The organism is Pseudomonas brassicacearum (assembly GCF_918698105.1).
Classification (GTDB): Bacteria; Pseudomonadota; Gammaproteobacteria; order Pseudomonadales; family Pseudomonadaceae; genus Aquipseudomonas; species Aquipseudomonas brassicacearum_F.
This window is the reverse complement of record NZ_CAKKMI010000076.1, coordinates 1-19,303: the sequence shown is the minus strand read 5'-3', so window position 1 is coordinate 19,303 and position 19,303 is coordinate 1. Positions and strand designations below refer to the sequence as shown.

The 19,303-nt window shown below is 50.5% G+C and carries 18 protein-coding genes and 3 pseudogenes; 8 read left to right on the top strand and 13 right to left on the bottom strand.

All coding sequences use genetic code 11. The features are described from left to right. The 7 genes from LQ215_RS23750 to LQ215_RS23720 all read right to left on the bottom strand — a co-directional run bounded on the left by LQ215_RS23750 (nt 1) and on the right by LQ215_RS23720 (nt 6,257). A complete protein-coding gene (locus tag LQ215_RS23750; RefSeq protein WP_230152831.1) occupies nt 1-1,365 on the bottom strand; it encodes a hypothetical protein in 1,365 nt (454 codons plus the stop codon). Continuing rightward, entirely contained in the window at nt 1,352-2,761 is a 1,410-nt protein-coding gene (locus LQ215_RS23745; RefSeq protein ID WP_230152830.1) for a PLP-dependent transferase, read from the bottom strand. Before LQ215_RS23745 ends, LQ215_RS23750 begins: the two co-directional genes overlap by 14 nt. Before the next feature lie 19 nt (nt 2,762-2,780). Beyond that, on the bottom strand, nt 2,781-3,641 hold the full coding sequence (locus tag LQ215_RS23740) for a putative PEP-binding protein (protein ID WP_230152829.1): 861 nt from the start codon (nt 3,639-3,641) through the stop codon (nt 2,781-2,783). Then, nucleotides 3,638-4,420 (bottom strand): hypothetical protein, encoded by a 783-nt coding sequence (locus LQ215_RS23735; RefSeq protein ID WP_230152828.1) that lies wholly within the window; start codon nt 4,418-4,420, stop codon nt 3,638-3,640. The genes LQ215_RS23740 and LQ215_RS23735 overlap by 4 nt, the downstream gene beginning before the upstream one ends. Next, on the bottom strand, nt 4,413-5,249 hold the full coding sequence (locus LQ215_RS23730; RefSeq protein WP_230152827.1) for a hypothetical protein: 837 nt from the start codon (nt 5,247-5,249) through the stop codon (nt 4,413-4,415). The genes LQ215_RS23735 and LQ215_RS23730 overlap by 8 nt, the downstream gene beginning before the upstream one ends. After that, nucleotides 5,246-5,995, bottom strand: coding sequence for a hypothetical protein (locus LQ215_RS23725; RefSeq protein WP_230152826.1), 750 nt, complete (start codon nt 5,993-5,995; stop codon nt 5,246-5,248). The genes LQ215_RS23730 and LQ215_RS23725 overlap by 4 nt, the downstream gene beginning before the upstream one ends. A 70-nt stretch (nt 5,996-6,065) precedes the next feature. Continuing rightward, a complete protein-coding gene (locus LQ215_RS23720; protein ID WP_230152825.1) occupies nt 6,066-6,257 on the bottom strand; it encodes a hypothetical protein in 192 nt (63 codons plus the stop codon). A gap of 614 nt (nt 6,258-6,871) precedes the next feature. Here LQ215_RS23720 and LQ215_RS23715 point away from each other — a divergent pair. The 5 genes and pseudogenes from LQ215_RS23715 (at nt 6,872) to LQ215_RS29555 (ending at nt 10,430) form a co-directional block, all read left to right on the top strand. Beyond that, on the top strand, nt 6,872-8,074 hold the full coding sequence (locus tag LQ215_RS23715; RefSeq protein WP_230152824.1) for an MFS transporter: 1,203 nt from the start codon (nt 6,872-6,874) through the stop codon (nt 8,072-8,074). Further along, a complete protein-coding gene (locus tag LQ215_RS23710) occupies nt 8,064-8,849 on the top strand; it encodes a CAP domain-containing protein (RefSeq protein WP_230152823.1) in 786 nt (261 codons plus the stop codon). Before LQ215_RS23715 ends, LQ215_RS23710 begins: the two co-directional genes overlap by 11 nt. Further along, nucleotides 8,737-9,885, top strand: a complete 1,149-nt coding sequence (locus LQ215_RS23705) for a nucleotidyltransferase family protein (RefSeq protein WP_356642403.1) — start codon at nt 8,737-8,739, stop codon at nt 9,883-9,885. The genes LQ215_RS23710 and LQ215_RS23705 overlap by 113 nt, the downstream gene beginning before the upstream one ends. Continuing rightward, nucleotides 9,884-10,063, top strand: a pseudogene (locus LQ215_RS23700) (type II toxin-antitoxin system ParD family antitoxin); the annotation flags it as partial. The gene LQ215_RS23705 and the pseudogene LQ215_RS23700, both read left to right, overlap by 2 nt. Nucleotides 10,064-10,088: 25 nt before the next feature. Then, nucleotides 10,089-10,430: pseudogene (locus LQ215_RS29555) on the top strand (type II toxin-antitoxin system RelE/ParE family toxin). A 206-nt stretch (nt 10,431-10,636) separates the two neighbouring features. On the opposite strand, the gene LQ215_RS23685 reads toward LQ215_RS29555, so the two are convergent. The 4 genes and pseudogenes from LQ215_RS23685 to norR form a co-directional block, all read right to left on the bottom strand. Beyond that, complete coding sequence (locus tag LQ215_RS23685; RefSeq protein ID WP_230152822.1) at nt 10,637-10,936, bottom strand: Arm DNA-binding domain-containing protein; 300 nt, start codon at nt 10,934-10,936, stop codon at nt 10,637-10,639. 575 nt (nt 10,937-11,511) lie between these two features. Then, a pseudogene (locus tag LQ215_RS23680) lies at nt 11,512-11,895 on the bottom strand (hypothetical protein); the annotation flags it as partial. 245 nt (nt 11,896-12,140) lie between these two features. Beyond that, nucleotides 12,141-12,491 carry a hypothetical protein gene (locus tag LQ215_RS23675; RefSeq protein ID WP_013692885.1) on the bottom strand — a complete coding sequence of 117 codons (351 nt, stop codon included), beginning with the start codon at nt 12,489-12,491 and terminating at the stop codon, nt 12,141-12,143. Between the two features lie 431 nt (nt 12,492-12,922). After that, a complete protein-coding gene (norR, locus tag LQ215_RS23670; RefSeq protein ID WP_230152821.1) occupies nt 12,923-14,446 on the bottom strand; it encodes a nitric oxide reductase transcriptional regulator NorR in 1,524 nt (507 codons plus the stop codon). Between the two features lie 163 nt (nt 14,447-14,609). Here norR and norV point away from each other — a divergent pair, with 163 nt between their 5' ends. The 3 genes from norV (at nt 14,610) to LQ215_RS23655 (ending at nt 18,225) form a co-directional block, all read left to right on the top strand. Further along, the gene (gene norV, locus LQ215_RS23665; protein ID WP_013692881.1) at nt 14,610-16,052 is read left to right on the top strand and encodes an anaerobic nitric oxide reductase flavorubredoxin; all 1,443 of its coding nucleotides are present in this window, start codon (nt 14,610-14,612) and stop codon (nt 16,050-16,052) included. Next, the gene (norW, locus tag LQ215_RS23660; RefSeq protein ID WP_013692880.1) at nt 16,049-17,176 is read left to right on the top strand and encodes an NADH:flavorubredoxin reductase NorW; all 1,128 of its coding nucleotides are present in this window, start codon (nt 16,049-16,051) and stop codon (nt 17,174-17,176) included. Before norV ends, norW begins: the two co-directional genes overlap by 4 nt. A 734-nt stretch (nt 17,177-17,910) precedes the next feature. Then, complete coding sequence (locus tag LQ215_RS23655; RefSeq protein ID WP_013692879.1) at nt 17,911-18,225, top strand: c-type cytochrome; 315 nt, start codon at nt 17,911-17,913, stop codon at nt 18,223-18,225. 122 nt (nt 18,226-18,347) lie between these two features. Here LQ215_RS23655 and LQ215_RS23650 read toward each other — a convergent pair whose 3' ends face one another. Beyond that, entirely contained in the window at nt 18,348-18,860 is a 513-nt protein-coding gene (locus LQ215_RS23650; RefSeq protein WP_169865727.1) for a nitrous oxide reductase accessory protein NosL, read from the bottom strand. A 24-nt stretch (nt 18,861-18,884) separates the two neighbouring features. Then, a partial coding sequence (locus LQ215_RS23645; RefSeq protein WP_230152820.1) for an ABC transporter permease subunit occupies nt 18,885-19,303 on the bottom strand: 419 nt, incomplete at its 5' end.

Sequence of the window (19,303 nt, the reverse complement as noted above, 5' to 3'; positions counted from 1 at the left end):
TTATTCCCCGATAATTGCCGCCATTTCTTTTATGGTTATTGTCGACTTATAGTCTTCATTGATAATGCCCAACTCATGAAGTCGATTAATCGCTTCTACACGTGCCTCTTCCTGCACCGTGTCAAATGAAGTGCATTGCCAACGTGCAATGCTCTTTACCCACTCTCGACCGACTTTTACATGCATCAACTCATCGGCATTGGTGAAGTCCAGAGCGTTGGCAGAGATCTCGTCTCCCGACAACTTAGCCTCGAGCGAAAAGCGACGCAGGCTGGCAACTTGCTGGAGCTCACCAAAGATATTGATCTGGGCAAATGCCGTATAAGGCTGCATGGTCGTTCGCACATCGATACCAATAGTACTGCAGGGAACATCGAAGGGGTCATAACCCGCCCTGCTCAACCACTGCTGGCCCATTTCGGAGTGACGTGCCTCATCGGAAACCAGCCGCGCCAGAAACAGTTCGAACTCGAAGTTATTGCCTTGCAAGTCAAACAGCACATTGGCAAATGTCTCGATGGCATCAAGCTCGTCGCGTTGTGTGCGAAAGGTATCCATGAATTTCATGATTCCCTGGCTGTCCCCGGACGCCAAACCTGGAAGATCGTCAGTCGAATAGTTTCGGCTGTGCGCAAACACTTTGAGCCGCGGGTCTCGCTGCGCCTTGCATTGTCGTAAGGTCGACGTGATTGCAGCCGGCCCCCCTACCACTGAGGCGCCATCACGCAGTTCGACAATGATCAATGATCTGATTTGTGCGGAAAACTCTTTGCTCCAGGTGAAGGACGCAACATTCTCTGCATAACGGCATGAACCTTGAAACCAGACGCCGGCCTCTTCAAGGAATCTTTGCGTTTCTGCCAATAAGCATCTGGATGGCATGTCCAGAACGGGATCACTGAAAGTTAGGTATTCGCTGATTTTGTCCTGAATGAATTGGAAATAGCCTAGATAGACAGCACTGACAAACACCAGGTCTGAATCTGCGTTTAAGACTGCAGTACATGAAGCAAACCCGGAAATATCCTGCCAATCGTCAATCCTGGTTTCATCAACCCTGAGTTCACCCAATCGTGTCCGTATCTTGTCAACCGCCAGGGAACAGCCGTAGAGATGATGAGCCGCTTCGATTTCCAACTCATAGGAGCGAATCGCTACCAGCGAGCCAGCAATGATATGACTGGCCCGCCTGAGCAACTTCAGAATATCGATAAGTTTTTCAGCGGCCTGAGCGACGCTATATTCTGCGCGCATCTGACGGCCCGACGGCTCGAAGGCAATCTGGCTCATTGCAGGAGACAATCTCGCGAGCAGTTCATTTATAGTCGTGGCATGAACTTCACTGCGCACATCACACGCTTCCATGAGTCACCTCTCTGATTGAATCTACGAGTTGCGCGGCAAGGCACATTGCGGCCCGTCGGGATTCCAGTCCCACCGATATCCTCATGTACGAGGGTGCATTGGACTGATTCAGTTGACTGCCTTCGTAACAACGAATCGAAGTTTTCTTCCAGCCAAAGCCAGAGCGAATATCGAAGTCCCCTCCGTGGCGTCGGCTTAAATGCTGCCAATTACCGACCACCGCGCGATGGTGTTCAACTAATGCGGGTTCACAATAATTTTGTCCCCGACTCGGTCTGAGCGCTAAAAAAACTAGACAACCTTGAACGTCCGAGTCATCGACTGCATCGCCCAGATAGTCACACCCCAAAGTTCGCAAGAGTGAAAGTTTTGACTTAACTTGCGTTAATGCGTTCACGAACAAGCGCACGTTTCTCTGGTGAATCTCCATCCGGTAATTTACGCAGGTAACATCTGAATGACGGATGAAATTGAATGCTCGCTCCTGGAGATTTTGCCCTGAAAATCTGGCGATCTTACGACAACTATCGACAATCGAAGCCTGACCAAAAATCAACCCCGCGCTGATACTGTTTGTCACAAACTTTGAAAGGCTTGCCAAGTAGATGACATCTCCGGGATAGTTTAGTGAAACATCTGTATCAGGGAAGCCAACGATGGTTTGATCACAAATGATAACCGGCCATTTCGTCCCAAAATTCACTTGAGCAAAATCCGGCAATAACTCTGGCATCGGACAATTGGTCGCAGTTTCCACCACGAGTAACTTTGGTGAGAACTCCCGCAACCCACACTCAAAGGCCGATATATCCAGAAAATCAATACTGTGCACCTGGCAGCCGATCGCACCTACAAAATGCTCAAGCACTTCATTGGTTTCGAAGTACGAGCTTTTGCCGACAAAAACATGATCCGTCGGCTTCAACCCAACGGCACTCATGGCAACGGAGATCGCCGACATTCCGCTATTGAGTAGGAGGGCTGATTGCACATTCAATTTTTCTGCGAAAGCGGCTTCAAGACGCCGTCTCGAACCATGTTCATAGATGTCCCAGATCGTATTGGGACTCCTGCCGCCCGCCTGTTCCTCGGCATCGCGCCAGTACTCGTCCATGGAAGAATAACAAGTCGCAATGGTGGCCCTGGAATTAAGGGCATTGGCAAAGGTGACTGCAGCTTTTTCGTACTCAGTCCATAGCATCGCCTCCTCAGGCGCACCGATGACGACCGCTTGCCTTCGCTCCCCCCAATACTGATCGTAAATGCAGACAATATGATCAACCAGCTCTAGCAACGATACAGAAATCGCCGCATGTCGCACGCAGGTTTCTCGTAACTCCTCAATCATCAGGCGGTAAAGTCTGGACAAGTAATTTATGCTGATATCCGTATTCATGCATTCATCCGACAAATAATTAACGAATGATAGGATCACCCACTCTGGCACGAACCTCATTCTTTATTTTTTTATAATCCAGCTCACCAACCAGTGGCTCGAAATCATAAGGAAACACTTTATTCAAATGACTATAATGCACCACCACCGCCTCCACTCCCGCCAGCTCCAATTGCTTGAAACTATCGGCTCCGATATATCCCGCAACGCGCAGTGGAATATTTTTACTTGAAGCAGTGGTCATGCAATGCTTCAACAGCGTCATGACCGAACCGGGGATTGCATCGGCCGCCAATCTATCTCGGGCGATGCCCAAACAAAGGCTCCGCAAATCATTCAATCCCACGACAAACAGCTGCGCCGAAATAAACTCCGCAAGATCGAGGGCCATTGCGGGTGTTTCGATCATGACGCCTATCTTGTTGGGAAATCCGAGTTCTCGCATGCGCGCTGCCAGCGTTTCGAATTGAACGACCGAAGTGACATAAGGAATGATCACATGCACATTGTGATTTTCCTTTGCACACTCGATCAGCATTGCTACTTCAAGATCGAAAGTGCCCGATATCCTCAAGGCCCTTCCTGCCCCCCGCAGTCCCATCATCGGACTCTTTTCGTACAGCGGCATATCACACCCTTCAAAGGTGTTCACTTCACTGCTTTCCATGTCGATGAGTCGATACCAGATCTCTTTGTTTTTTGTACTTTCACCAAGCGTAGCAATGTAGTTTCGAATTCCGTCTCGAACCTTTTCGCAGGTAATGTAATTACCCAATACTCGACACAAGTACTCCCCACGAATCAGACCGACGCCGGCCACACGGGGCATGACGCCTGGCTCGACCAGTTCGCCGTTCAATCCTAGATAGCGCGCAGTCATTTAGTCGCGACCATGACAGTGTGGGAAAGGGGAATACCTGGCACTTGAGTGGTTCGCTCAACGACGTCTACCTGACTGAACCCGAATTCATAAAGGATCGCGGTCCATTCATCTTCGCGTAAATGCGCACCTGGCGAATCGAGACTTGTTTCATTCAGGCAGGTGTTGAAAAACAGATCAACGAAGACCTGATATTCGGCGTCGAATACTTCATCGATACAGTTTTCAATGATCACTAGCTTTTTTTTGGTCTTATGAATGGCTGTGCGAATCAGGTCTCGTGGGAATAGCTCATGATGCAGAACCGTTGACAGCACGACGGTATCGGCCTCAATACTATCTAGGCTGGTCCCCATCGATCCAAAAGGACGAATTCTGCTATTCCAGGGCCGCCAGGTGTTAAGGACGTCTTTCGGCCGCTCCACCAGATGCACCAGTTGGCCCGTCATCTTCTCCAGCTCAATAGCCAAGGCACCGTCACCACAGAGCAGATCCATCGTCACCCCTTCCACGTAAGGCGCAATCAATCCGGCGAGAAAAGTAGAGCGGGCGTGATTCAGAACCCAGTTCCAGGAATCGCGCAGCCCCGTCTGAGAGAGCTCCTGGCGCAGGTGCGACAACGCCAGTTGTGGCGATTTCGCATAGCGGTAAAGAAACTCACGCTCGATTCTTTTCAGAACAGAGTCAGAAGCGCCCATGGTTTTCAATATAGGAAAGAACTGCTGGCTGATTTGTATCTGCAGGCTCGAAACGGCGCTTTCCCTGACGCAACTATTCATTTAATTCACCTTTCATGTCTCTGGCGATGGAGACCCCTTGCAGCAGCTTTTTTTCCACAAACGCTTTCAGATTGTCAGTCGAACCGCTTTGAGGTATCTGGACGGACAAGTAGAAAGCGAGGAACTCAGGAACGTTCATTGTCCTCAATTTGGGCAATCGCCACTTCCATCTGTCGCAGCTGGCCTTGCCTAGAAAAATCTGCGCATCGGCCAAGCTGTTGAGGAAATAACACAATTTCAAATAGGCACTTTCGGGATCATTAGCTTTCAGGCTTCTTGTTGTACCTTTGACAAAGTCTTCGCTTTCCATCAGATGAAAAAGTGCATTCCACGAGAAGAATGCTTTCTCGTCAAAACAAGTCTTCATTGAAGAGAAATCCGATTCATTGAAAAACGGCTTGCCGATTCGGAAACGGTGCAAAATTTCAACGGCCTTGTCCCGGGGCACGTCTCCCAATGACCGATAGTTCTCGTGAAGCGACTGACGGCTGATCGGTTTAAGGTGCTCCAGCGAATCAAAAAGCTTCAGCAAATTTTCCTTATCATGGAACTCAACATCGAATGACACGCCCTCGACATCAACGTACTGAATACCAAACTTATAATTGTGCTGATCATTTTTTCTTTCGCTGTCGAAATCCGCAGCGCGGCGTTTCAACGAATCTGCCGTGGTCAGCACATAGATATCAAAATCGGAATCTTCGTCACCCAATCCGTCGAACAGAGACCCGCTGGCATAGCCAATGTCATCAGGCGCCAGTCCGAGTACTTCACTCAGTTGCTCGATGGCTCGTTTTATTTTTGGCTTATCGAAAATTCCATTTATCATACTGAGCTTCCTTCTCTACACTTACTCAAGTCTGTGGTCAGTTGTATTTTATTCGTTGCTTGACGATTTTTTACGGAATTTTCTCCAACCCGATGCAGCGTTCCAAAAAAACCGTCCCAATCGACCTCGGAAAACGACTCGAAAGCATCAATGGTGTTTGCTTGGCAAGCAGAGGCTTCATACAGTCGCACATCCACCGGTACACATTGAATCAGCGGTGTATTAGTGCGAAAAATTATGGGCTCATTTTCTTTACGCAGCTTTATAACAGTGATAAGCGGACCATGCCACCTTTCACTTTCGATAACGCCTTCAATCACCTCATAAGTACTTCGCTGGAGATGATTGATCGGCCCTCTTACTTGCAAAGCAATATTCTGTGGGCTGCGCACTGAATATCCCAGCCAAATCTGAACACAGCGCTCTTCCGGCAGCGCGGTCAAAAAAGGAGGCGACGCTCCTTGATGTTCGGACAGCCGAGAGTCTACAAGCCCGGCCATTCCAGGAAGTTGGGCACTCTCCAGAATGTACCATTCGGCGAATGCACCATAACTCCAGAGAATTTGGTCTTCCTTGAGGATCACCGCGAAATCCACGGGGGGATAGAATAACCAACCGATCTTGGACGCCATTTTTACAGGACGGCAATAACGCAAAGCCCGTGCACTTAATGCATGCTCGGCGAATCCCGCTTTGACAGGAGCGGGGGCGTCAGGGTAAATCCTGCAAAGATCAAAATTTGACATCTCACCTCCACAAATCCCTTTCGAGGCAACAATACGTCCCCCTTCCTAAGAAAGGGGGACGTACCGGTACTTATTTAACTTTTTCGTGCCAGCCACCACCACCGCCACCACCTACGGAAACATAGCGCTTATCCGCAACATCCGACGGGACGACGAGATGAGTGACAACATTCTCGCCAAATGGAGTTTCGACGGTCAGAGTGACTTCCTGACCTTCAACTGCAGCACCTGCAAGATGCTTACCGATTGTATTCTCAGTCATGATTTTATTCCTGGTGAATGTGACGTGAGTTTGGTTTGTGACTTTGTTGTTGCGTACTCAAAATTAATCACACACACAATCATGTCAACTAGAAAAAATCAGTCACCAGCAAAATATCACTCATCACACCAACATCCATTGGCTTATATTCCTATGTTTTTCAACGGTTTTTCCAAATCGCCATCATGTAAAATTTAAAAATTAAATAACAAATTTTCGAAAAATAATTGGATCCAATGATTTTTCTGGTCTACGGTTCTGCCAAGGCAATATATTTCCGCTCGGACTCTATTGATGATACCAGCTAGTAAGATTCCCATCAGGTTACGGTGCTTTCTTGACTCCCTCTAGGAGCGACAATTGCTTGGCGCGAATAAAACCGCTCGCTCTTCCGTCGGTCTTGAATACATGTGGCACCAGCCAGATAATTTATTCTCGAGATGTGATCGAATCATTTGTACAGTTATAACCGTTCGCTTGCGAGCGAAGTACGCACAAGCTCAAAATCAACTGATTGTGATTAAGCCTTGACACACATCTGGAATGTACCCATGTTAAATTTTCTAGGGCGTGGCGTGTACCAACTTTTCTCACAAGGATGAATCAGGCACTTTATGGATGAAAAATATCGGCTCTATGCGTATGCTTTTTTTTCCCGCGCCAGCGGACAAATCATTGGTGCCTATTTTGTACTGTATCTGTCTCATGTCACTCAAAGTAGCTTAATCATCTCATTGTTATTGGCACTACCCATTGCGGTTCAGTTAACGGTAGGCAATCTTCTTGGCGCACTGACTAAGAGATTGGGAGCGGCACACACGTGCAGTTCAGGGATGATTTTCCACGCATTGAGTTACCTGGTTCTGACGTTGATGCCCTCGCTGCTTCTGACTATTACAAGTCGCCTGTTGACTGGCGCCGGCAGCTCACTGGGTCGAACGGTTGATTTATTAATCACCAGCGTCAGTCGTCACCTTGACCTGACGATCGAGATGTCTAAATACAATGCGGCCCGGTCTTTTGGCGCCTGTCTTGCGCCGGTGTTGGGATCGGTCATCATTCTGGTACTTCCCATAGAGCCTCTCGGCTACCGTGTCATCTTTGCATTTTCAACCCTGTTCTGTCTTATCTCTTTATTTTTTTTGATTTCTTTCATTTCCGCCAACTATCATCAGATAGCCGAAGATGCAAAAGAAAAATATCGTGAAGATACTCGAAAATGGCGGCTTTCGGAACGAATTTTCTTTACTGATACCTCTTTCTGCCTGATTCTCATGCTGATGCTTCTAACTATCGGCAATGAAGGTTTTTATCGGACTTTTCCATTATGGTTAACGGGTGTACCCGGCTGGAAAGATGAGTATTTCGGGTTCTTTGGCGCCGCACGCGCGCTATTGGGTGCCGCGTTTCTGTTCTGGATATCGCCAAAGATCAATGCACGCTACAAGCCTTACCTCAATCAACTCAATATTGCTGCAATCGTTTTGCTCCTGCTGACATTCGTCATGATGCAAAGCTCAAGCATCGTCATCATTGTGATATCGATCTCATTCAATTCCCTTCTCTTCGCCTTCGTCACCAACAACCTTTACGCTTCGTTCCTGACTTCAATTCCCAGCAGCGGTCGTGGGCCCATTTTCTCAACCTACTTAAGTCTTAGCATGATTGCCCAGGCGGCAGGACCGTTTTTTGTCAGCGGACTTGCGCCCGATAAAGGCCTGATTCCCTTGGTCTCGAGCCTTATCATGATTTTGACATTGATCTGCTCGATCAGACTGATATATGCAACGAAATCGGAAAGTGCTTATGGGCGGTAATCTTGATTCAATGCTGTTACAGCACCTTAAGTACAGCCCACACGCCGATCTTCTGATTAGATCGGCGCCTTTAACCGGAAAAACCCAAGCAGTAAATGCAGCGCAACGATGGGCTACCTCACATCCGCAGATCAACATGGTCATCATCTCAGCACACCAGACACCATTTGCCCGGATGTACAACCAACTGATGCGTACCGCCAACCGCGTACAAAATCGGCATACGGTTTTCGTGATCGATGATATTCATTTCTTGGACGCCAACCAGCTTGGGTATTTAGACCTAGCCTCCAAAAATTCACCTCATATCAGCGTCATCGGACTCGGACTACCCATCGAGCCGCTTGGTGACGCTCCCAGATCCTGCGTTCTCTTCGACTTGATCAATGAATACCGGTCATCGTCCGGATTATCGACTCAACAACGGCTGCCTGTACTCGATCAGGTAGCTCTGCGTCATACGCACTTTATGGCCCGTCAACTGGAGATGACTCATCGTGGTGAGCATGGCCTGGGTCCGACCGACAGAGTTTTGCAGGTCTTGCCCGAGGCGCAACACGTCCGTGAATGTGTCGCCAGAGGGCTAGGGGCGCCCTGCACAATACTGGAGCAGTGGCTGGGTAGCCGTAATCACTACAACAATATTCGCGTGGCTGAGGCAAATGCCTGTGGATTGGCTCAGATCTGGCGCTGGACGGTTTCCTCCGAGAACGGGTCACCGCAAGTCATTGCCCATGTGTTCGTCACCTACATTGCATGTTCAACTGGAGAGTAAGCCCATGGATCACCAAGCCGATGTGACAGGGATGGCGTTGTTGCGCGCCTATATTGAAAGCGCGCCCTTTACCCGTTCTTGTGCCGAGCAGGATGAGGCTTACTTTCAGCGCACACGTGTGGAAGGGGTACATGCTCTTCTGACAGGCAACATCACGAGCGCTTCAGGGCTGGCGAACAGCATCTGGACCCGGCAGAAGCAGGCGATTGAATTACTGTCCACTATTTCCGGAGACGAAGGCCTGCCACTGTTGTTGGCCAAGGGCGCCCACTACACCCTTGGCATACATCAAGGTCATGTCATGGGTAGGCGTGGAGATATTGACGTTTACATCGATCGACAGGACTGGCGGGCCTGGCAGTCAGCCCTGGCGAAGTTCGGCTATGAAGAAAGCAAAATGGATACGCTCACCGGGCAGCTGATCCCTCTGACAGATACAGAACGTACCATGGCTTACGCCCGAGATTCCGTGCAAATTGCGAAAGTAGCGAAAGCATTTTCGTTCACGCCTGACCAGACGCTTCTGGATCACAGAACTCTGCAAACCAACGCGTATATACATCCGACGTTCGTAACCCCGACTGATTCGAAAATCATCGTGGCTATAAACTTCCACCACTCGCTAGTCGCCGGCATACCTAGTCAACGTTTTTTCAGCGAATCGAAGGTGGCCCTAAGTCATCTCCATTGCCTGACACCTGCCGATGCCCTCTGGCATAGCACATTGCTGTATTACCTGGACGTCGCGTTAAAACTTTCCACCAAGCTTACCCCCCTGTTTGATATCGCAAAATTGGCCAAGGAGGCGGGTATTAACTGGGATCACTTCCTGGCGATGGTCAGGGAACTGAATATCTACAAACCGTTTTTCTACACGATGGACAGCATCAATCTGATTTGTGACGCCCAAATTTTTCCACAATTCATCGTGGCATCACTCCGCGACCAAGCTTCTCGTCGTTTCGATTATGGCTATCAAATCCACAAGCTTTTCCGCGTTCCAGAGCCCGCGCCGCAATTCAGGACTCGAACGTGAAGTGATGCGAGAAGGTTTTCGCCTATTGGAACAGCGCGTCGCCGAAGACACTGCCAAAATTGAGGCCCTGCGTCAGGCGACCTCGATCGGCATCATGGACCTTGAGCACGGGCGCTTTACTCAGTTGAACGAAGGGGATCTGGAGCACTACATCGAGGGCTTGAGCCTGGAGGCCACCCCCTCGCGCGCGAGAAATACTGAGCATGCCGCAATATCGGATTTCCAACGCGGCGCGCGCCGACATTGTCGACATCCTCACACTCTCCCAGACGCAGTTCGGCGATCAAGCACGCCAGCGCTACCAGGCGCTGATCCTCTCCGCATTACACGCTATCGCCGACACGCCCCACGACCGCGATGAGCTTGCACCGGGCCTTTGCAGCTATTACCTCATCTACTCACGCTAGCAGGCTAAACACCCCCATGGAACGGTCAGAAGCCCGCGCCATGTCGTGTTCTATCGCGTGGTAAACGACGACGTGATCGAGGTCGTCCGACTCCTTCATGACGCCATGGAGGTCCAGTTGCACCTGCCCAACAACTGATCACCGACCTGGCCCAACGGTTCAACTGGCCATAAACGACGAAGGTAAGGCGTCGCCCTCTACACCTCAACTTGAGGGCCCTCTGTCAGCCGATTCGACTGCCAATTGAAGTGGGAGGTTCTGGGTCCGACCGGCCTATCGAGACCCACGACCAGAAACACGATGCTCAACTTTGTGTACCACTTTCAATGCTGAACAACCGTTTCTTAGGCGTTCTCTGTGGCCAGGCGCCTGGCATTACGCTCCAACTGCCGATGGACACGCGGATCAATGCCCCTGGCGACCTGTGCCCGCGCAACATCACGCAGAGCACGAGCATCTCGCAAGCTAACTTCAGGATAGGTACCGAGCGAAATACGGGGTTGCTTATCCGCCCAGGAAAAGCGGAAGTGCCAGCACTTGGCGCCTTTGGTATTTACGAAAAGGGCAAGGCCGTTGTAGTCAGGGAGGGTGTAGTCCTTTGCACGGGGTTTGGCATGCCGGACTGCAGTGTCGGTGAGAGCCATCTTACAATCTCCGTCTCGTTTGAATAGAGGAGATTTGTACGGTTTCCAGTGAGGTAAGTACCACGAAAAAGCGATTTACCAAATGCCGAAATGATGTACTAAATAATGTACTAAAAAATCGTGGCTATTGATGTATCAGAATGGACTTTACTGGAACAAAAAAAGAGGCCGAAGCCTCTTTTTTTGGTTTCTACATACTTCAATGGAAGTCTATAGAAAAATAATTGGAGCGGAAACGAGACTCGTATCTGGCGTCCGACCCATTGAAATCTAAAGGGTTTCTTTTCTTGCCGAAGCAGGGAAAGACTTGATTCTGGACTTGTTTTGGAGGGGTATCAAGGACCAGAGGCATGATTCCCAGCTCTGCCATCGGGTCTACGCGAGCATCCGTAGAATGTTTCAGTGCGTCTATGTCACCCATCATCCGTTCTCTTTAGCCAATCGCTTCATGAGGCAGATGCAAATGTTGTTTGGGACATTCGCGAGCGGGCTCGCTCCCGCAGTTTATGCGTTCAACTAGTGGGAGCGAGGCTGCTTGGGAACAAGAGTCAGGGCTGTTGCCCAGAAAATCCAACTCAGAAGTAATAGCCGATATTCATATACAACTGGTTTTCCCACTGATCACTACCACCAGCCCCCAGACTCTGGGTAAGGCTGCTGCCACCGATGACCGGATCATTCTTGCCGTACAACCATTCCGTGGCGATCCACAGTTTGCTGAGGGAGAACGAGGTGCCGAAAATCATCCGTTGCGAGGTCTTGAAATCGTCTGCGGATTTATCGAAGGCACTGTAGTTGGCGTACAGCTGTACACCGCTGATCTGATCGAACAGGTACTTGCCGCCAACGTCGTAGCTCACATCCGCCACGTACAAGTTGCCGCGACTGGCGACGTTGTAAGTGGCGTCGTAACCGCCGAAAGCCACCAGTTCATCAGTGCCGGGGTTGCGCGGTGACATCGCCCGCTCACCCTGGTCGGCTTCGCCTTATATCCGGTTCTTGTTCATCGGCTCACGGCTTCGCTCCACGCTTCCTCCCCACACTCGGTCGCCCTCATGCAGTTGCGCTTCACTTCATTCGCTGTGGTCAGCTTACGGCGGGACTTTCACCCACAAGATTGCGCCCATGCTGGGCGCACCAAAAAAAGACCCGCAAGCGGGTCTAAAAGGAGTTAGTTTATCACCTGAAACTGTTTAAGCTTTTCTTACTCGTCGGATGCCACCAAACGAGCACCTTTACGCGTTACCTGTTGCCCCACTGCAAAACTCGCATTGGGTGAGCGCACTGTACTTATTTCGCCTTGCGCGTTTTTCACTTCATAAGCGGTTTCAGACTTTCCAATCCCTGCCTGCAACGCGCTGCCTGCAAAAAAACCGCCGGCTGCGCCGACTAATATACCTATCGGGCCACCTGCCGCTCCAACCATCAGTCCCGTCAAGGCGCCGAAGCCTTTGCCGGCGGTTGTGTCGGGAACTTCACGGATTACCTGGTCTGCTTGGCACAACGGAACCAGCATTAGGTACATGGTAAAACCAAGCGCGATTGAACGAGTCATAACATTGCCCTTTCATATTGACGTTAATTGCATTACTTAATACACAAAGCGGGCCAATAATTTTATTGTTACATATCAAATAGTTAGAATAGAAATAGTCATCATGACCCAACCAAAAATTAGTCACAATGACAAAGGCTTAGTCAATATGACTGTTTATTGGGCGCGCCCTGGACGATGTCACAGCAGCAGGTCAGAAGATCTAAATAACGCATTGATGATCGTGAGCGCTGCCAAATTCGCCCGACTGCTTGAAGTAACTGGGCTCTTGCGGGGTGACCGGCCGGCTGGTGGAGATTTGTATTGGGCCCAGCTTTATGAGGGGGGGACTACTGAAAAAAATTTTGGGTCAGCGGCAACATCATTGACCTGCAGCCGCCCCTTCAATCAGCGCTGGGTTCTGGCTGGATAGCCCAGACCGGCAGGGATTACTATTTCAAACCAAGCCGCTTCGCCAGTCGGTGCAAGTTGGCCACGTCTAAATCCAGCATTCGAGCACAAGCAGACCAGTTCCTCATGCACTTTTTCAACGTGTTTTCAATCAGCTGACGATGGAAGTCATCCGTCGCATCCCGCAGTCCCTGGCCCACTTTGAGGAAGGGAACGTCCAGCGCAACAGGCGGCATGTCGACCTGCTCGAGCACTTGATTGAAATGCTGTGATTCAAGCAGCAGTGTGTCACTTTGCTGGGTTGCTCGAGCAATGATTGTCGCTCGATAAATCGCGTGCTCTAGTTCGCGCACATTTCCTGGCCACGTGTACTTTTTGAGCCACGACAGACAATTGGCAGCCAAAGCCACCCGTTTCAACCCCATGCGCTCCCGGCTTTGCTCACAGAAGAAGCCAGCTAGCAACGTGATGTCCTGCTCACGCTCACGCAGTGGTGGTACATGGACAGGAAATACGCTTAAACGATGGAACAGGTCCGCACGGAACCGATTGTTAAACACCTCCTGCTTCAGATCTCGATTGGTCGCGGCAAGCACCCGTACGTTGACCCGCAGGACGTTATCATCACCGACCCGTTGCAGATCACCGTATTGCAATACCCGCAACAGTTTCGCTTGCAGATTCAGCGACAGCTCACCGATTTCGTCGAGAAACAATGTGCCGTTATCAGCCATTTCGAACTTACCGGTGCGATGATGGATAGCGCCTGTGAACGCCCCTTTTACATGGCCGAACAACTCACTCTCGGCGACTGACTCCGGCAGCGCAGCGCAGTTCAGATAGACGACTGGCTTACCAGAGCGGGATGAACCTTCATGTATGGCCTTGGCCACCAATTCCTTACCGACTCCGGTTTCCCCAGTGATCAAAACGTTCAGGTCGGAACCCGCCACCATCTCGATCTCTCTTTTCAACTGTTGCATTGCGTCGCTGAGCCCTACCATTTCGGTACAGGGCTTACCCGCCGGGATGCTACTGACGGAGGGAGGAGTAATGGTCTGGCTTTCCAGTTGTTCCACCAACAACGCATTGGTCAATGCAGCAGAAGCGAGGGCTCCTACCAACCGCAGCTCTTCGTCGCTGAAGTGATCGAATTGCGACGGGTCCATGCCATCTATCGTCAGCGCTCCAATCAATGTCTGGTCCGCGAATAAAGGCAACCCAATGCAGGCATGCACTTTGAGATCTTGCTGGTTTGGTATCAGTCCGTCATAGGGGTCGGGCAAGTGACTCTCTGCCGGAAAGCGCACCACGTCACCGGCACGAGCGATGGCTTCCAGTCGCGGGTGTGCGTCAAGACTGAAGCGGCGCCCCAGTACATCTGGCGCCAAACCGTCAATCGCCAGCGGACGAAACTGTCGCTGTTCATAACGCAACAAGGCAGAGGCGTCGCAACCCAGCAACTGGCGCAAGGTATTGATCAGACGTTGAAAGCGGTCCTGATGAGACATACCGCTTTGCAGCTGGATAGCAATGCCTGTGAGGGATTCAACGGAGAGACTCATGGCTTTGTCACTTTGACAATAAATTAGTCATATGGACAGTAATTGGACTTTGTCATAAAGACAAGCATAGTTTATTTTTTACTTATAAATCAATAGGTTAAGACATGGCACGAACGTTGCCCTCCTCCGGTATAGAACTTCATTTCGATACCGAGGTAAGGACATGTCTATTCACGTAAAAAACAACATTCATTGGGTCGGCCAGCGCGATTGGGAAGTGCGCGACTTTCACGGCACAGAATACAAATGCCATCGAGGTAGCAGTTACAACAGCTACCTGATCCGGGAAGAAAAGACCGTACTGATTGATACCGTCGATCATAGGTTCAGCCGGGAATTCATACAGAACCTGGCGATGGAAATAGACTTGAACACGCTGGACTACATTATCATCAATCATGCGGAGGAGGACCACGCGGGAGCGCTGACAGAGTTGATGGCACTGATACCCCATACGCCGATCTATTGCACCGCCAATGGCGTGGACTCGATCAACGGTCATCACCATCATCCAGAGTGGAATTTCAACGTCGTACATACCGGCGATACCTTGGATATCGGCAATGGCAAACAGCTGATTTTCGTGGAAACACCAATGCTGCATTGGCCGGACAGCATGATGACGTACTTGACTGGTGATGCCGTACTGTTTAGCAACGACGCCTTTGGCCAACATTACTGCGACGAACACCTGTTCAATGATGAAGTGGATCAAAATGAACTGTTCGAACAATGCCAACGCTACTACGCCAACATTCTCACGCCATTCAGTCGCTTGGTCATTCCCAAAATTACCGAGATCCTCGGTTTTAATCTGCCGGTCGATATGATTGCCACTGCTCATGGCGTGGTATGGCGAGATAATCCGACGCAGATTGTGCACCGCTACTTGGAATGGGCGGCGGATTATCAAGAAGACCGCATCACGCTGTTCTACGACACCATGTCGAACAATACACGCATGATGGCAGACGCCATCGCACAAGGCATTTACGAAGTCGATCCAGGTGTAGCGGTGAAGATCTTCAACGTCTCGCGCCACGACAAAAATGAAATCTTGACCAATGTATTCCGTTCAAAAGGCGTTTTGGTCGGCTCATCCACCATGAACAACGTCATGATGCCAAAGGTAGCCGCCCTCCTGGAAGAAATAACCGGGCTGCGTTTTCGTAATAAAAAGGCTTCGGCGTTTGGCAGTTACGGCTGGAATGGCGGAGCGGTAGACCGTATTCAGACGCGCTTGATGGATGCGGGTTTTGAAACCACGTTGGCGCTCAAAGCCAAGTGGCGACCGGACGGTGACTCGCTTGAGGTTTGCCGCGCCCATGGGCGCGAAATAGCCATGCAATGGGCGTTGAATCCACCTACACACGCATGTCTCACGAGCCCCGCAGTCACGGCAACTGCCCCGGTAGAAGCGATTTCAGACAGCGGCCCGCGCATGCGGTGCAGTGTCTGTCAATGGTGTTACGACCCTGCGATTGGCGAACCTATGCAAGACGTGCAGCCCGGTACCGCCTGGTGTGACGTTCCTGATTACTTCCTGTGCCCTGAATGCTCAATGGGCAAATCGGTGTTCGATGAGCTTGCTGCGGAGGCGAAATGAACAAGGAAATTGTCATTGTAGGCTCTGGCTTCGCAGCTCGTCAGGTCGTCAAGAACTTGCGCAAGCTCGATGCAGCGGTGCCCATTCGGTTGCTCGCCGCAGACAGTTGCGACGAGTACAACAAGCCTGACCTGAGTCACGTCATCAGTCTTAATCAGACCGCGGACGACATGACTCGCCAATCTGCGGTGGACTTTGCCGACATGTATGGGCTGACCCTTAATGCTGATCGCCATCTGACTGCAATTGATCGCCTGAACAAGCGTATTAGCGTGGGTAACGAAACCATTAGCTACGACAAACTGATTCTTGCCATGGGCGCACAAGCCATAGTTCCAGCGATTCCCGGGCACGAATGGATGGCGACACTGAACAGTCAACAAGAATACCGTCATGCGCAACATGCTCTGAGAGCGGCGCAACGCGTGTTGATATTAGGGGCAGGCTTAATTGGCAGTGAACTGGCCATGGATATGAATCGGGCCGGAAAGCTGGTGACACTGGTGGATCAAGCCTGCAGCCTGTTAGCGTCGTTGTTGCCTGTCGAGGTGAGTAGCCGCCTGCAGCACCGGTTATGCCAGATGGGCGTGGAAATGGTATTCAACCAGTCTTTAGAATCCATTGAAAAGAAAGACGATAGCCTGTTGGCAACCCTATCCAATCGCCGGCAAATTACCACCGATGTGATCATTGCCTCTGTCGGGTTGAAGCCCAATACGACAATAGCAACGCAGGCTGGACTGCGGGTGGATCGTGGGATTGACGTTGATGATTGCATGCGTACATCTGATCCACACATATTCGCCATTGGCGATTGCGCGCAAATCCAGGGCAAGCTATTGCCGTTTCTGCAACCTATTCAATTAAGCGCCATGACCTTGGCGCGTAACGCACTCGGCGGCAACGAGCAAGTGAAGCTTCCGGCGATGCTGATAAAGATCAAGACCCCGGAAATGCCGCTGCACCTGGCCGGAGAGACCAGCCGTAAGGACTTGCAATGGCAGATCAGCCTTGAGTCACAGGGCTTGGTAGCCAAGGGGCTTGACATGGCAGGGGGGCTGCGGGCGTTCGTCGTTAGTGAAGATCAAATGAAGCAGGCTTTTGCATTGTTGCGGCAACTTTAGTTGTCAGGCCAACCAATCGCACTGAGTGTTTTTGTTCTTTCCCAGCTTATCGATGCCGGTCTGCAATCACCAGATCGGCTTCAAAAAAAACAACAGATCATCTCGGCTAATTGAGCCTAGCGCATGCCACCACCATGCATCTTTCCTTCAGCTAATTCAGACGGTGTGAAAAAACAGTTGGGTTCAATGGGCGAACTCCTATCGGCAATTGATCACTCCTGTCATTACACCAGCCATTGAATTCAACACCCTACGCTCGCCTGAATTTTAGCTCCTTAAATAACCGACGGCTGCAAAATTTAAATTTATACCATACGCCATTGATTCCAACCCTTTGAACAACCACAAACTTTCAGCACAAAATCCGAAGCGAAATTTGAGTTACGCTAGCATCCAACCCACTGAATTATAATTATATTTTCGGCAAAAAACCTTGATCCTGGATGATGATTTTGGGAGACATTGACAAAACTAACAAATCGTACCGAACATCGAGCTTCGCTAAAATGTCACATATCTGAACGACCAACTGCAGCGATCCCACCATAAAAGTGAATGCCTCAGTCGAGATACTCAGAAATCCCTACAGAAGTTTATTGAAAATCTCGGAGCCTCAACTACACTTTCCACTGCATCCGAAGCTGACCCGCGCGGATGCTGTATTGATTGATTAAAACGATACAGATTACTGACAAGCGGTACTAGCAAAGCACACCCAGATGAGGAAATAAAAAATGAAGAAAAAACTTATGCATCTTTTTATCCTTGGCACTTTGCTGAACCTTCAACCAGCCCAAGCCGTTGATGGCGAAGCACTGTTCAAGAGCAAACCCTGCGTAGGCTGCCACATGATCGAAGCGAGACTAGTCGGTCCTAGTTATAAGGAGATCGCAGCTAAATATGCCGGACAAGCTGATGCCTCGGCCACCCTGGTAAAAAGCATCAAGGAAGGTAGCTCTGGAAAATGGGGCGCCGCGCCAATGCCGGCCAACCAAGTAACCGACGAAGAAGCGAAAACGTTGGCAGACTGGATCTTGACGCTCAAATAATTTTTGCTAAAGCAAGGTACCGCAATCCGACCGCCAATAAAATCGCAGAAGTGGGTCCAGCTCTCTTCTGCGAGTCGGTTCGGTAAGTTCCTCAGACAGCCCTACTCAGGGAAGCGGCTCAGTTACAGCGCAGGCGTTTGCTGTAAAAGCGTTAAATCGATGTCTTCAAATCGCAATACTCTGCCATCCTGATCGCTGGCCAGCTTGCGCGCGGCGGCCTCCTCGGAAAATGACGCCAGGACCACACCCATGGAACCTTTGAGCCGGGTCCCGACGACATAGTAGGCTTGGGTGGCATCGATCAAGTAATGGTCGTCGGGCTTCTCCCAAGTACTTTTGCCCATGTCGTGCACATACAGTTTCGCCTCAGTGAGGTGATTCTCTGGCTGAAGCCACCAGCCAAGCATTTCTGCGGTGGAACAGAACTTCTTGACTGAACCTTTTGCCACGACTTCACCCTTGGGGCCTGGGAAGTCGGCAATCACCATGCCGCAGACATGACACTCGTCGCTCTTATGGAAAGCCGTCGGCGCAAGGGTTTGCTTTTCTTCTGCGCGATCATTACATGCCAACAAACCCAAGCCGATCGTTATGACGACCAAGATGCGGACAGCAATAAGGTTGAGTGTGTTCATTGCAATAGCCTCGAGAATAATGAGTCAAGTCATCCGACGGCGAAACAACCAATAAGCCAGCAACATCGAAGCGCCGACCCAGAACAACAAACAGAGCCAGAGCACCGAAATCGACACCGGTAAATCACTGCTTAATGCCATGAGACCGATGGCATTACCGCTGCCCTCGAAACCAGAGATGTTAATCAGGCGATAGATATCGGTGGGGTTGAGCAGCAGAAGCCACGGTAAGAGGTCCGGGTTGAACCGGCCCTTGCTGAGCACGAGCAACGCCAACAATGCCAGGTCGAATACCAATACGAAGAGAAACCACACACCCAACGCCATCCCGGCGGCGCTGGATTTCTCGCTGGCCTTGCTGCTCAAGACATAAGCCAGCGCCAGGAAGACCCAACCCAGTAGCGTGGAAGACACCATGAAGCGACCGAACGCCCAGAGCAGCA